This is a genomic window from Sporofaciens sp. St.21A7, from assembly GCF_059728535.1.
Map to the genome: position 1 here is coordinate 3,113,720 of NZ_BAAGFN010000001.1, position 13,281 is coordinate 3,127,000.

Annotated in this window: 17 protein-coding genes and 1 pseudogene; all 18 read right to left on the reverse strand. The window is 31.7% G+C overall.

The window, feature by feature from the left end; translation table 11 throughout:
• Positions 1-58 precede the first annotated feature (58 nt).
• Positions 59-838 (reverse strand): DUF2971 domain-containing protein, encoded by a 780-nt coding sequence (locus tag AC6I3O_RS15315; RefSeq protein WP_497851642.1) that lies wholly within the window; start codon positions 836-838, stop codon positions 59-61.
• 355 nt (positions 839-1,193) lie between these two features.
• On the reverse strand, positions 1,194-1,514 hold the full coding sequence (locus tag AC6I3O_RS15320; protein ID WP_497851643.1) for a hypothetical protein: 321 nt from the start codon (positions 1,512-1,514) through the stop codon (positions 1,194-1,196).
• Positions 1,468-1,647 carry a hypothetical protein gene (locus tag AC6I3O_RS15325; RefSeq protein WP_497851644.1) on the reverse strand — a complete coding sequence of 60 codons (180 nt, stop codon included), beginning with the start codon at positions 1,645-1,647 and terminating at the stop codon, positions 1,468-1,470. Before AC6I3O_RS15325 ends, AC6I3O_RS15320 begins: the two co-directional genes overlap by 47 nt.
• Before the next feature lie 152 nt (positions 1,648-1,799).
• The gene (locus AC6I3O_RS15330; RefSeq protein WP_497851645.1) at positions 1,800-4,184 is read right to left on the reverse strand and encodes a hypothetical protein; all 2,385 of its coding nucleotides are present in this window, start codon (positions 4,182-4,184) and stop codon (positions 1,800-1,802) included.
• A 147-nt stretch (positions 4,185-4,331) separates the two neighbouring features.
• Positions 4,332-4,514 carry a hypothetical protein gene (locus AC6I3O_RS15335; protein ID WP_497851646.1) on the reverse strand — a complete coding sequence of 61 codons (183 nt, stop codon included), beginning with the start codon at positions 4,512-4,514 and terminating at the stop codon, positions 4,332-4,334.
• Between the two features lie 390 nt (positions 4,515-4,904).
• Complete coding sequence (locus AC6I3O_RS15340) at positions 4,905-5,171, reverse strand: hypothetical protein (protein ID WP_497851647.1); 267 nt, start codon at positions 5,169-5,171, stop codon at positions 4,905-4,907.
• A gap of 79 nt (positions 5,172-5,250) precedes the next feature.
• Positions 5,251-7,224, reverse strand: a complete 1,974-nt coding sequence (locus AC6I3O_RS15345; RefSeq protein ID WP_497851648.1) for a hypothetical protein — start codon at positions 7,222-7,224, stop codon at positions 5,251-5,253.
• 15 nt (positions 7,225-7,239) lie between these two features.
• A complete protein-coding gene (locus AC6I3O_RS15350; protein ID WP_497853491.1) occupies positions 7,240-7,425 on the reverse strand; it encodes a DUF5659 domain-containing protein in 186 nt (61 codons plus the stop codon).
• 80 nt (positions 7,426-7,505) lie between these two features.
• A complete protein-coding gene (locus tag AC6I3O_RS15355) occupies positions 7,506-7,919 on the reverse strand; it encodes a hypothetical protein (RefSeq protein ID WP_497851649.1) in 414 nt (137 codons plus the stop codon).
• Between the two features lie 125 nt (positions 7,920-8,044).
• Positions 8,045-8,515, reverse strand: a complete 471-nt coding sequence (locus AC6I3O_RS15360; RefSeq protein ID WP_497851650.1) for a hypothetical protein — start codon at positions 8,513-8,515, stop codon at positions 8,045-8,047.
• A gap of 120 nt (positions 8,516-8,635) precedes the next feature.
• Positions 8,636-8,821 (reverse strand): hypothetical protein, encoded by a 186-nt coding sequence (locus tag AC6I3O_RS15365; protein WP_497851651.1) that lies wholly within the window; start codon positions 8,819-8,821, stop codon positions 8,636-8,638.
• A 45-nt stretch (positions 8,822-8,866) separates the two neighbouring features.
• The gene (locus AC6I3O_RS15370) at positions 8,867-9,286 is read right to left on the reverse strand and encodes a hypothetical protein (protein ID WP_497851652.1); all 420 of its coding nucleotides are present in this window, start codon (positions 9,284-9,286) and stop codon (positions 8,867-8,869) included.
• A gap of 309 nt (positions 9,287-9,595) precedes the next feature.
• Positions 9,596-9,781, reverse strand: a pseudogene (locus AC6I3O_RS15375) (cold-shock protein); the annotation flags it as partial.
• A gap of 124 nt (positions 9,782-9,905) precedes the next feature.
• The gene (locus AC6I3O_RS15380) at positions 9,906-10,259 is read right to left on the reverse strand and encodes a hypothetical protein (RefSeq protein ID WP_497851653.1); all 354 of its coding nucleotides are present in this window, start codon (positions 10,257-10,259) and stop codon (positions 9,906-9,908) included.
• 90 nt (positions 10,260-10,349) lie between these two features.
• Positions 10,350-10,946 carry a hypothetical protein gene (locus tag AC6I3O_RS15385; RefSeq protein ID WP_497851654.1) on the reverse strand — a complete coding sequence of 199 codons (597 nt, stop codon included), beginning with the start codon at positions 10,944-10,946 and terminating at the stop codon, positions 10,350-10,352.
• 185 nt (positions 10,947-11,131) lie between these two features.
• Positions 11,132-12,214, reverse strand: coding sequence for an FtsZ/tubulin family protein (locus AC6I3O_RS15390; RefSeq protein WP_497851655.1), 1,083 nt, complete (start codon positions 12,212-12,214; stop codon positions 11,132-11,134).
• Entirely contained in the window at positions 12,201-12,476 is a 276-nt protein-coding gene (locus tag AC6I3O_RS15395) for a hypothetical protein (RefSeq protein WP_497851656.1), read from the reverse strand. Before AC6I3O_RS15395 ends, AC6I3O_RS15390 begins: the two co-directional genes overlap by 14 nt.
• 205 nt (positions 12,477-12,681) lie before the next feature.
• The gene (locus AC6I3O_RS15400) at positions 12,682-13,095 is read right to left on the reverse strand and encodes a hypothetical protein (RefSeq protein ID WP_497851657.1); all 414 of its coding nucleotides are present in this window, start codon (positions 13,093-13,095) and stop codon (positions 12,682-12,684) included.
• Positions 13,096-13,281 lie beyond the last annotated feature (186 nt).

The window sequence follows — 13,281 nt, forward strand, 5'->3', positions numbered from 1 at the left end:
TTATAATAAAAAATACCAACCATCGTTTTATTTTTCTCTGATGGCTGGTATTTATAAATTATACTATTCTTTCTGCTTCTAATTCATACTTTAATTTTGCTGTTTTTATCAAATACACTTCCTTTTTATTTGCTTCTGCCCATTTTATAACATCATCTCTATCCTTCTTCACACAATTCATGCCTAAATATATAACCTTCAATGCCTTCCGAAAGTAATATTTATTTTTTTGATATTCTACTATTCTCCATTCTTTTTCATAACTCCATTCTTCTGCTTTTGCTAAATTACATATAAGACCTGTATTTTGATTAGTATTAATCAAATTATTAGTTATATCTATATAGTCTTTTTCATATAATACTGGATACAAATTATGTATTAAATAATCTCTTACTTGTCCCATATCATATTCTATACAATATCCATTATAGTTATTAGCATAGTGCGCCCACATTAAAAGTGAATTCCAAACTTCTGAAAAGCAGAATACAAATACATCTTCACGCATTCCTTCTATTACTTTTTCTACGATGTCTTCAGGTAATTTTTCAGTCCAACTTTTTCCATATTGTTTAATCAACTCATCTCTAAATTTTCCTACCGCAATAGCCTTCTCATAATTAAAATTCGCTCTACAATCAAATGGATCATTAAATACCTTTGCTGGAGAAAGAAAGATTTCTGCTTTGTATATAGTCTGTTTCCAATATTCGCTTTGAAAACTACCATATTTAAAAAGTTTTTTCGGTATATGAGGTTTCACTATTTTTCTTACATCTGGCGGATTTTGTGTCATATCCAACAATGCATTTCTAAATTCTTCTTTCCAATCCATATTATTATTCCTTTGTAAAAATACTTTTTTTATTTTATATCATATCATACCATCCATCTATATTCAATTATCAAAGTCCACTCATTCCACAAAATCAACTATTCAAACGACATAAACAGTAATCCATTTTTTCATATCCATTCAAAAAATCCCACTCTAATCCCATTCCTTATACTCTATTCCCCAAAGCCAATCACAGGACACATTGAAATCATGCACATGGATAAATTTACCTTCCAATCATATTTTTTCAGAATATAATCTTCATTATGCAAAATACCCCTAACACATATGACAGTTTTTCTATGACTTGAAAGTACAGTTTCATTGGGGAAAACCATTGCAGAGACAAATACTAAAACCTCTTATTCATCAAATACATATTTAAACTTCCTACATCTACTCCATGTAGTAATTTATTGTTATCATTAAATCCTATATCTTTATTATGTTTCCATTGTGATATTACACTTTCATTAATTCTTGTTCGTCTTGCAATCTCTCTTTGTGTTGTTTTGGTTTCTTTTATAAACCTTATCATCCTATCTCTTAAATGATTATTCATTTCTTCCTTAGTTTGAAACCTTTTATTATATTCTAACCATGAATCAATAGCATGATCCAAAAAATTATCTGACATCTTTTCTACCGTTTTTTCCCTTTCTGAATTTTTCAAAATCCACAATCTCAGCCTTACCACTACCATTAATCAACTTCACTTTATAATTCTTAAATTCTTCCAAATCCCACACCTCACACTCTGGCACATCATCAATAGTCAGATCCGTTTCTGAAGCTTCGATTTCCATATAGAAAAATGAGATTCTTGTTATCTCATAAATTTTATCAATTACTTTTAAATATTTGATTTTTGTATTGTTAATATCCGTTCCCCTCCTACTATTATCATCTTTTGAAAAAACTTAACATTTTAAAATATATGTCTAACAAGTTCTACCTCTTATGAAATGTTAAGTTTTTGCATAATCTCCCTTTCATATCGTTCTATTAATTGTTCCTCAATATCTGGGATCTCTTTCTTTGCCATATCTACCGTATATTTACCTTTAAAAGAAGATAAATCAATCGGTATATGGATCTTCTCCAGTTGTTCCCTGTATTTATCTGCCATTATCCGCATAAATGCCGTTTCTCTAACCGCCTTATGATCTATATTCAGTGAGTCTTCTAAATTTATGGTAGGCAAATTATTAACACATGATAATTTATCTTCCAGCATTTCCAATATCTGTCCTGTCGTGAACGCATTAAGTTCTACACGCCTATAAAATGTACCTGCATCAAAAAATCTCCTGTACTCATAAGATAAATTATTTAATTTTTTCTTATCTTCCCTTTTAATTTCTACTTTTTCGGGTTCTATATGATACTTTTCCACATCTGGCAAAGTAACGCCAAGATTTTCCATATAAATGCTCTCTTTAAACTTTTTGTTTGGAGTGCCAAAAGATTCCAAAATATATATTCCTGACACATCCAAATCATGTAAACAATATAACTTCAACCCCATTTGCTGAAACTTATATAATAACATTTTGGCCGCCCTTGTAGAGAACCCCTGTCCAGATACAATAATCATATTATATTTTTCGCCAATCTTCTCAGCTTTAAAGATTGCATCAAAACCTGTTTTTTCAATATACAGCACTTTGTCATATTTATAAATCAAGTCAAAATCTGGATCTATATGGATATTACTGCTAATTCCTCCATAGCATCTAAAGATATTTTGGGATGTTCCAATCGAATTAATAAAACTTCTTACATTTGCAGTCCCTAAGCCATTTTGAGAACCATTCACAAAAAAGTTCCCCCTATCACTAAAATTGACCTTATCTTCATATTCTGGATTATCGTCAATCCATTCTGTTAAGATTTCTTGTGTAAAGTCTGCATATGTATGTTTCTTCTCTTCTACGCCTGAAATCTCACGCATTTTATACCATATTTGTCGTGCAGTAATCGCATATCTTCCATTGTCACTTGCCATATTGAAAGCATCCGTTATATAATCCCTCATAACGGCTCTGTTATTAGTCCTCTTATTATCAGAACTAAAAATACGGTTTTCCTTTGCTATGGCCTTATTGAGCTTTTCTAGTAATTCATTAAAAAAGCATGTTATGTCAATCCTTGTTTTCCCTGCATCTGTAAATTTAAGATATGGCGAAACAATATGGAACACAAATGAAAAATTGGACATATCTTTTAATAGATCATCTAAATCCCTTACATATACAGACTTGTTTCCTATTTTGTACCACCCACCATCAAATCCTATGCTCCAACTATTGTTGTATGTAATGGAATTATTGATGTAGCATTCAATATCTGCTTCTTTTCTATTTGCATCTCCTTTAAATGTATCTTTCCTTACGGAAAACTCTACAATACATGGAATAATCATATCGTTTTTACCTATCAGAGAATTACTGTCCTCTATCTCAATAGATGTATTCAATACATTACTTAATCCTATTAGTTGTTTTTTTAATAATGTATATTTTTTAGTCTGTTGATCCTCTTTTAGCATAAGAAAATCATTGATAAATTCCTGATCACTAAAATCTATATCTTTAATTTTTGATTTGATCCTACTTTTATTCTTTATCCTTGTACCAAAATATTCTTCCAGAAATTTTTTATAGGTAGTATTTCCATCCTGGGTTTTTGTTATGAACTGCTTGAATGTATCAAAATCATAATAAGCCAATGATATATTTTGTGATTTATCAACGCATTCTGTTGTCGCAGGATTATGGAATTCTGTACCTAAATAATCAAGATGAAAAGATACATCTGGATTACAGACAGAATAGAAATATACATAATTTTTATAAAAAGATGATTGATGTAAGTCATATCTGCATATTTCTATACCTCTTTTCTGGGTAATTCCTATTTCTTTAAATTCAACACATATTTCCCCATCCTTCACCCTTTCTGGGTCTATGGTGCCCTCCAGTATGACACCTTCATTTGTATGCCATAAAAGACGATACTTTTTAAGAAAGCAGATGCTAATTATTGTTTTCAGTCCATTTCCCTGTTTGCCCCTTGAAGCTGTCACATATACACGATTCTGGCTTATATAGAATTTAAAATCATAAATGCTTTTTACAGTATCACAACTAAGGCCATTACCATTATCATATATCCCCATAGAGGACACATCTTGGACAATATATATTTGTTTACTATTTAATGGTTCAATAGCATCAAGGGCATTATCAATAATTTCCTTTATAATGACCTTGTTCCAATATTCTTTTGTTAATCCGATCTGCTTTATAAGTCCATCTTCTGTAAAATAATCTACAGTCATAGGTGTTTTACATATTACTCTGTTTATTACGTCCACCATCCTTTTAAAGTATTTCATCCAAAAAATCTATAATTGCGAACAAGCTATGCTTGTGAGCAAAATCATGAGCTTGCGCTTTTCAGCAAGCGAAATGCCTACTGTCAGAGACTACACTAACTTATAATCATCTTTTTCAATCAAACTAATCACTTTTTTCACTTCTTTTTGTGTTGCTTTATCTTTACAGCTTTTAGTCATCTGAATAATCATTTTCATAGAATATATAGGCAATAATAAAGAACGTAATTTTTCTCTATATCCCATCCATTCTAAACGTTCTTGAAGATACATGTCTCCGGCTGTCTGATCCGAAACTACATAATAACCACTTCATTTCTTTTCAAGATAAGCCTTTTTACTAATTACATTTTCACAAGCTGCCAAACATGAAATCAATAATGTATCTGTAAATTTTTTATTCTGCAAATTTTCTTTGTCCTGTTTTGTCATAAACTATCCTTCTCCTTCTGTTTGTCTCCGACGGTAGACACAGCCTAAATTCCTCAAAGTCCAGCAGAGCTGTCCTTTTCTGAATTTAGTCCGTGATTATTATTGGAGCATCCTGCCACATTACTCACCGCCAAAAAGCGGCGGCTCGCAATATGTCAGTCTGTCCAATAATGATATGTTTGTGTAAGCAGATAATTTATTTGGGAGCGAATCCGCATTTTTCACTATTTTTTAATAATCCTTCCCTATTCCTAATGCAAATAATTTAGCATCATCATCTTGTCTATCTGCATTAAGAACGAAATCATACTTTTTTGTAAACAATGGCTTTCTACGCACAAAATCAATTATTGCATATGAAGTTTCTATTTTATTCTTATCTCTGTTTATATTTTCATCTTCTGACAATGTACTTTTAAATGTTTCATACCAATCAATTATATTTGATTCAAAATACTTCTTATCACTATAAATATATAAAATTTTTTCTTTTTTCATCTAATTTTCTCCTATCAGCCTTTAATAATGGGGTAGATTTCCTAATATATTCTATTAAGAAACCTTCCCCAAAACATATTTAATTAATTTCGTAATAACCTTTTTTACTTGTCTTCATAAGATCAAATTCTTTCTTTAAAATCGGATTATTTTTTAATACTTTTTTAAATGAATCATAAGTCAATCCAGTATCTTTTAATAATTCTTTGATTTTAAATTCTTTTCCTTTAGTCTGGTGATCTCTCCACTCTATAACTTTCTGTGCATTAGTCATCTTTTTACCCTCTGGCGGCTTTCTGTCTTTTATCTTCTCTATCTGCAATTCCTCTGGGGAATCCTCATACTCGAAGACTACTCCATACGGCTTATACCTGTCTTCTATCATAGAAGATAATGCTTTATACACATCGGAACCGTTATTATAAAATGTCCATATATGTACATCATCTGTATTTCCATAGTTTCTTATTGCAAGTCTGAAAATATTCTGTTCAAAATCGGCAAGCATACATTTTAGCATTACAGTATCAAGGATATTTTGGTATTGGCTTGAATTTGAATTAATGTTTTTAAAAAAATTCTTAGATTCCTCTTCTGTCATATCCCTTAACTTATGGTAAATATCCATATTGCAACCACAATAGATATAAAAATATGCAGTTGGTGGGTATCGATTCATACCGATATGTGCCATCTTGCAGAAATCCTTAAAGTCATTAAAACCTTTAAGGTTTCCAAAATATCCAACATAATCAAATTCTTTACTGAAACGCTGGAATAAATTGCTGTATGTTACTATTAAAATCTTCCTTTGTTTCCCAATACCATGATGTATCTTATTTTTCAAATAGTTTGAAATAGAATTTGTCGTTAAAAATGAATGTTTCTTTCCATTGCATAATACATTCTTGCTTGTTGCCATTTTTACATTCGTTATAGTCATTTTAAGCGGTTTATTATATTTTTCTCCGCTTATAATTTCTACATAGTCCAAATCATAACGTGGATCAATATCACATGTTGCATCAAAGACAAAAAATTTTTTATCCTGTCCTAAATAAAAAGATTCCCTGTTATCCCTAACTAATATAATTGAACGCTCATATTTATCGCTTTTCTTCTTTTTTATGAAATTAAATATGGCTCCATTTTCTGCAATTTCCCTTAAATACTGCAAATCTTTTAATATTGCATTATATTGTTGTGTCAGGGATTCCCTATTTTTCTCAACAACTTCAAAAAATAATGTGTCGTTCAGAGTTATGGTAGGGTATCTTTCATCTTTCCAATATAAAGTTACATTGTCTTTAGTTGAATCTTCTTTTTCATCCATCTGGCTGAGCAACCTATCCTTAAATATCTTAAATTCTCTGATAGCAAACTTTTTGTTTTTTACTTCATCAGATAATCCTTCATAAAGAGCAGATTCTATATCTGTCAAATTTTTGCTGTTTATTGTAACTGTCTCTGAAAAATATGGGCATTCATCAAAAATGACTATGCTTCTCTTCAAAGGCTTGTTATTATAATTAAACCTGAAAAGTTGCTCTCTTACCTGTTCACTAAGCATAAAATACCTTTGTGTTGAAAGTAAAACAATAGGCTTATAATATTGTTCTGATAACTGTTTCTCAAATGACACAGACGTATTTGAACGCAAAACAATAACACATTTTTCAAATTCCTTATAATGATCTTCAATCCCAAAAGTTTCAAATATCTCTCCCCAACATTTAGCGGCTTCTTCCCTATCTCTCCTCCCATTAGACAACTCCTCCAATCTTCTAATCGAATCTGTAATAACTACTAGCCCAAGAGGTTCATGTCGTCTGCCATAGAAATAATCACCAATACAGCAATGCATAAATGTTTTAATAAGGGTAGATTTCCCTATGCCTGGCCTGCCACCAAAACAAGTAACTTTTGAAGTGTCTTTGTTATGTATGAGAATATCAAAAACCATTTTATAAAACTCAATCTGCTTTGCATCAAATTCATAACTTTCTGGCAAATAAGTTTCAAAATCTTCATATGTTAATTCTGTTTTTCCCATTGGCACACCCTCCATCTATCGGCTCAAATATTCGTCTATTGCCGATTTTAACTGTGGTGTGTCTTTGAAAAAAAATACATTTCTACCAGTCTTTTTTAAATCTGGTTGCATATCAATGAGGACAAATCCTCTCTGCATTAAATAACCAGCCATTCGTTGATTATAAACAATAAAATTTTTCTTATCTGTATTACTCGTAATATCCTATTCCTCCAATATTCTTTTTAACTTTTATTTATATGTTTTTTGTTTGCACTTTTAAATCATCTAGTAAATATAAACTAATATTCTTCCTTTTCTGTTCCACAATCATAAGCATACATAACTGCACATTTTAACTCATCCATTGTAATATTTTCTAAAGTTGCAAATAACATCTTTAAACTATCGCCACCATCATTCCTTATAGCTTTCATATCCATTTGTGGATTTATTTTCTGAGCCATTTGGAAATATTTTTCATCAAATTCATGCTGTACTGCCGAAAACAATGAATTTTTTAGATTTTCTAGATCACCATTAATAATCCATAGAATACCTGGCACATCATAGTCAAATACACCATTTTCATACAATTCACTATCTGAATTAAAAATAAGTTCCTCCAGACATTTCTTTGTTTCCTTAATCTTCTGTCCTCTTACTGTTTCAATTACATTTTGCTTACACCATACACCATATTTAGGATATTTCATTACTTCATTCCTCCTATCTCATCTTTTAAATTTACCAATCCCATAATCTTATTCTCCTTTTCAAACTTTTGCACTTTTTACACGTCTTTCACATTGACAGCTTGTACACCCTACTGGCTCTGCTTCTATTTCATAAGCCATTTTATAATTTCTTCTTTACTTAATTTTTTAGAGAATCCAAATATAGCCAAAGTATTAACTAATCCATCATTTTCTTTGTTTATCTCTTTCCAGATTTTTCTTGCTTCAATTTTAGCAGTCTCTTCTGTGTAATCATCTCTTTCATTAAAAATTATCTCTCCATTTCGTATTTCCAAAATGTCGTTATACCATCTTCTAAAATGTTCAACAGAAGGATTATAGGCAATACCTTTACATTCACTTATCCTAAAACAAACATCATACTGCCATTCTTCTCCACATGACATCATATAATCTCTCAAATCCTTATAATCCATTAATTCATATGGCAAAGTCGCCTCAAAATTAAGTTCTTCTAAAATATCAATAAGATCCACTAATTCTTGTTGATTTTGAACATGTACAATAAAATTTAAACCTTCATTTTTCTTAATAATATCTTTAATTCTTTTCATAAACTTCTCACTTTCCACCAGTCTTCTTCAAATATAAACAATTTTTTCAAATGTTAAATCAAATCCCATAATCTTATTCTCCTTTTACTCACACTTTTTCTGCAAAACCTTCTTACATGCCTATATCTTCTCCAATAGCTCCGAAATCCTGTTTCTAATTGAAGCTGTCAAGTTCTCTTCACCATCAAAGAATTGGTTGAAATATCCACACCATTCCTCAATTTCATCATTGCTAAAGTCCCATTTGTTCTTTTCCTCAAGATATTCTCTAAAGGCGATATACCTTTTATGAGATATACCGCCCAAAATATCATTCCATGGAATCAACTGTCTTATACTTTAATGCATGTCCTAAGCCATAAATCCGATTGAAACTACATTCCTGTTTCCATCTAAATAATCATCTTCTGGGAACATATAAAGATTGATTACTTTTTCAGAAGGAAATTCAAACCAATCTGCAAAGTCCTGTACATTCTCAACTGCTTCAATCTTTGACAAATCTATGTACATGGAACTGTTGGCTTCACACGGATAAAGAGGTTTCCCGTCTTCTGATTGTCCAATCGGATTCCTTCCAGCGTTTCCGAAACAAAGCAATGGCGTAGTTTTCAATAACTCACAGTTTGAGAAATATAAATCGCTGAATTCAATGTCCATATGCTTACTGCTTGTCTCTTCATCGAGATTTCCGGTGTTTAAATGAATCTGAAAACCTCTTTTTGTTTTGTTGTGCTTTGATAATGCTACTAAAAATTCTTCTAACTTCATTCTGTTTGTCCTCCATATTTTTGATACTCATATTGTAGAGAGTCAGCTTTCACCAACTCTCATCTACTTCTATATAGCTACTTCTCCAAACGTGAAGAAATCTTATGCTACTTCTTCGCTTGTAGAAAAACCTGCATATGCAACCAACTCCATGAACGTCATACCTCGTTCATCTGAATCTGACTGGATCACACCTTTCCTGTCCACTACCAGATACTTCTTGGCTCCATGGGAATCCTTTATCGTTTTTATATACAGATTTTCATCTTTCAGAGCGTCTTTTACCATCTGCATAGTAAGAATAGGCATGACATTGACCGCTATTTCTCTGCCGTCCTCAAGCGTTCCAACTTCAAAATCCACAATGTCATTTTCATCCAGATAACGGAAACCATCCATTTTGATTCCTGTATAGTGGACAAAATAATCCTTTTCACTTGATGATAAGAACCCCCAACCCTTAGATTTGTTGAAAAATTTTACTATTGCTTTCATAATTTTGTTCTCCTTTTCTTTGTGTAAATATTGTTTTTTTATATGACAGGCAGCATTTATATGGGATACTGCCTTGTAATATACTTCTACATTTGTTAAATTATTTCGTCCAAATCATCTTTATTTAGCATTTATCATACTGTTTTCTGATTTCTTCAACCGTCTTGTATTCTGAAATTTCAATGCTTGTCATACAGAAAGCGAAATTAAGCGTATATGTACCACCATATTCCTCAATGCTTTCAATGGAATCCTCATCAATGCATATAGAAGCTGTCACTCTGTCTTCATCGTCTCTGGATACAAGATATAACTCTGGTTTCAGATCATCTTCAAATTCAATGGTTCCTTTGTGAATTTCTATGGCAATTCCATAGTGATCCAGTGGAGAGACATTGACATATTTCCCATCAAATGCAGCTACTAACTCTCTTACAGTTACTTCTCTTACTTCTGTTGATTCTGTTGTGTTCATCATTTCCTTTAAGCTCCTTTGGTTTTTATTTTTGTGAGTGGATATTGGGATATTGCTTTATATCCACTCATTATTTACTTCTACAAATTGTTACTACATAAATAGCAAATCTCCTGTAGATTTTTTCTTTTCAATACTCCTATTTGTACTTGCCAATATACGTTCTCTCATAGTCATTTGCTTTTTTCCTTTAATAACCGTTTTCCACTGTGGAATATGCACTTCATTTAAGTATTCAGATAGTACTTCTACATCCGATTGCTTTAAACATTCCATTCCACCTTTGAATCTGGACAAATCATTCACATCTATACCAACATTTACGGCAATCGCCTTTAGCATCAAGCCTTGATCTATAATGTCAGTAAGTTTGGTTCTTACTGAATTACTATCATATGGTATGCAAGAGTTATTCGCCGTTTGTTGGATAGCGACAGTAAATCCACCTCCTTCAATTATCTTAAGAGCTTTATCCAAAAGGAAAAATGTATCGGCATGGTTATCAGTAATTCCTTTTCTCACATATTTTGCTTTTGTCAGTTTGTTTAGCTTTTTGTACAATGTCATGCGTTTATCTGATACTTCATTCTTCTCCAATAATTCAGTAATGGTTATTGAATGATATGGATCTGTACAACCGCTATCATATAAACATTTTAAAATGTTAAATTCCAATCTGTTTAATTCCATAATCAATCCTCCAAAATTACATCATAGATTATTTATTCATTCTATTTCACCGATATATGAATGACATATTTGTAACTTATCCATACTTTATAAATTCCTAATCATTACTCTATCAATTCATAATCATTACAAAATCAATTCAAAATTTTATGGTATAGGCGACATATTTACCGCACAATCCATATTTATTGACTACTACTCTTATTTTTACTTGCCAATAAACGCTCTCTCAAAGACATTTGCTTTTTAGGTGGTTCTTCAACAACTGTTTTCTTCTTGGCAAGGAAGTTAATACCTTCATCCATAGAAATATCATCATCTTCCATAACCTTCTCTGCTTTAGCTTGTTCTGACTTGATGGATTCCGCTAAATTATTGATATAAGTCTTAGGAAATGACGTACCTCCCAAATACAATACTGTCTCTGTATTTCCATATCCCATGTAAGTATCAATAGGCTGTCCGACAACATCAATCACAGAACTTATTTCAATAGTTCCTTTATCTTCTTTCGCTTCTGGTTGCGATAAACCAATGTATTTTATCTTCTTGTTTGGTTCAATTGTTGCATAAATACCATCATTGACAGTAGCAAGTAAATTAGACTGTTCATTCTGTGCCACTTTATGAATCATTGCAACACCAGATGTTTCAAGTAACGTTTTCTGTTCGGCAATGTCGATTACACCATGAATTGAACTTGGAACATCACCAATATTAATGAAGGAATCAAAAAGCAACGCAAAACTTCTATTAATAGACAACTTGTCTTTCCTCTTATTGTTGTCAAGAATAAAGATTGATCCAAGGGTATTTTTAAGCGGTATAATTTCGGATAATGCTTCATATGCATTTATCCTTGCTTGTAAAGATTCTTCCATTGATGGCAAAATTATTACAAGCCCAACTTTCTTTTCTGGATTCTCTGCAATAACTGACGATAAAAATGGCCCACATCCGCTACCAGTACCGCCACCAAGAGAGAATACTGTAAATACATACTTCTCTGTAATCTGATTATCCAAAGTCTCTAAAACTTCATCTATGGATTCTGACAATACTTCTTTCGCCTTATCACGGTTCTTTGATGCCCCTTCACCGTTTTTAACGTGCAATTTATTGGGACTACTGATTAAATCCAAATCCTGTTGTGCCAGATTTACATAATATGTCTTGTAATCTTTTTTCTCAAGCATCTGTGTTACATTTGCACCAGCAGCTCCAACTGCCAAAAACCTAATATCTTCCTTTAACTTATTGTTCTCCATTAAAAAGTACCTCCTTCATTGTTTTTCCTTTTGATGTAATATAAAACATATCAGCTTTATTTACTTTTAATTTACTTGTCACATATTCTGCATCACGTAACGCCCACACTTTTCTATTGACAGTTGTTTGGGAATAGTTATGGTCAGAATTATCATTCAATTCTTTTGCAATTTCCTTTAGAGTCATCCCCATTCCTGGAGTAACGGCTCCCGAATCTGTTAAAATAGACAGTATTACTAACTGAACCTTGTCAATTTGCATACATATCACCTCGCTTTCTATTATCTTTCCATTTGTTTTTGGTTGATTATCAGTTACTTATCAATTCACCCAAATTTAAAAAATTATAGGCTTTTCAGCCTTTTAAATTAGGATGTATCATATTCTTCTACATCAGGAACTACTTTCTTCCTTAATAAAAGAAATGATCCACTTACCACTCTTTTACTACTTCTCCATTTTTCTTTCATCGGAGTCCTCCTTGTGAAATTTTTAATGTGCTTTCATAAATATCATTCTCTTTTTTGATTTGATTAAGTTGCTTGATCCTATCAATATACTGTTGTACTTCTCTTTTTGTAATTTTTTGTGCAATATCTAACTTTTTCAACAATTCTTCTTGTTCATCTTCTAAAAGAGAGGCTATTGTATCAGCAGCGAGAGTTTTTGTGATTTCACCTGTATCTAATAATTCTTTCATAGATTCTGTAAAATTACGCTCTATACGCAAAGCACGTTTTAAATTTGTGGTAGACATATTAAGTTCTTTTGCTATTTCATCTAATGTTGCTTTAGCAAAGAGTCCATTATGGTCTTTTTGCTTTCTACCGTTGCCAATTTCTCCATGTTTATATCCTTTCAACTCAACATAAGTAGCCAACGCCTTTCTATCCTTAGCTGGATCATTCTTTCTTCTACAATAGACTTCTCCCTCTACGTCTAAAAAAGAGTATATTAATGAATGTTCCATTATGATAAATGGAACGTCACATTCAGTATGGTAGTTATTTCTAGTTACATTTCACACCCACGCCATCTGTATAATAAAAAAGGTTGCTGCTTTGGC

Coding starts and splice junctions, on each gene's coding strand:
- AC6I3O_RS15355 (WP_497851649.1), bottom strand. CDS start 7,919: ATGAAATATCCTAAATATGGTGTATGGTGTAAGCAAAATGTAATTGAA.
- AC6I3O_RS15330 (WP_497851645.1), bottom strand. CDS start 4,184: ATGACTGTAGATTATTTTACAGAAGATGGACTTATAAAGCAGATCGGA.
- AC6I3O_RS15325 (WP_497851644.1), bottom strand. CDS start 1,647: ATGGAAATCGAAGCTTCAGAAACGGATCTGACTATTGATGATGTGCCA.
- AC6I3O_RS15345 (WP_497851648.1), bottom strand. CDS start 7,224: ATGGGAAAAACAGAATTAACATATGAAGATTTTGAAACTTATTTGCCA.
- AC6I3O_RS15390 (WP_497851655.1), bottom strand. CDS start 12,214: ATGGAGAACAATAAGTTAAAGGAAGATATTAGGTTTTTGGCAGTTGGA.
- AC6I3O_RS15385 (WP_497851654.1), bottom strand. CDS start 10,946: ATGGAATTAAACAGATTGGAATTTAACATTTTAAAATGTTTATATGAT.
- AC6I3O_RS15335 (WP_497851646.1), bottom strand. CDS start 4,514: ATGTATCTTCAAGAACGTTTAGAATGGATGGGATATAGAGAAAAATTA.
- AC6I3O_RS15395 (WP_497851656.1), bottom strand. CDS start 12,476: ATGCAAATTGACAAGGTTCAGTTAGTAATACTGTCTATTTTAACAGAT.
- AC6I3O_RS15340 (WP_497851647.1), bottom strand. CDS start 5,171: ATGAAAAAAGAAAAAATTTTATATATTTATAGTGATAAGAAGTATTTT.
- AC6I3O_RS15360 (WP_497851650.1), bottom strand. CDS start 8,515: ATGAAAAGAATTAAAGATATTATTAAGAAAAATGAAGGTTTAAATTTT.
- AC6I3O_RS15315 (WP_497851642.1), bottom strand. CDS start 838: ATGGATTGGAAAGAAGAATTTAGAAATGCATTGTTGGATATGACACAA.
- AC6I3O_RS15380 (WP_497851653.1), bottom strand. CDS start 10,259: ATGATGAACACAACAGAATCAACAGAAGTAAGAGAAGTAACTGTAAGA.
- AC6I3O_RS15370 (WP_497851652.1), bottom strand. CDS start 9,286: ATGAAGTTAGAAGAATTTTTAGTAGCATTATCAAAGCACAACAAAACA.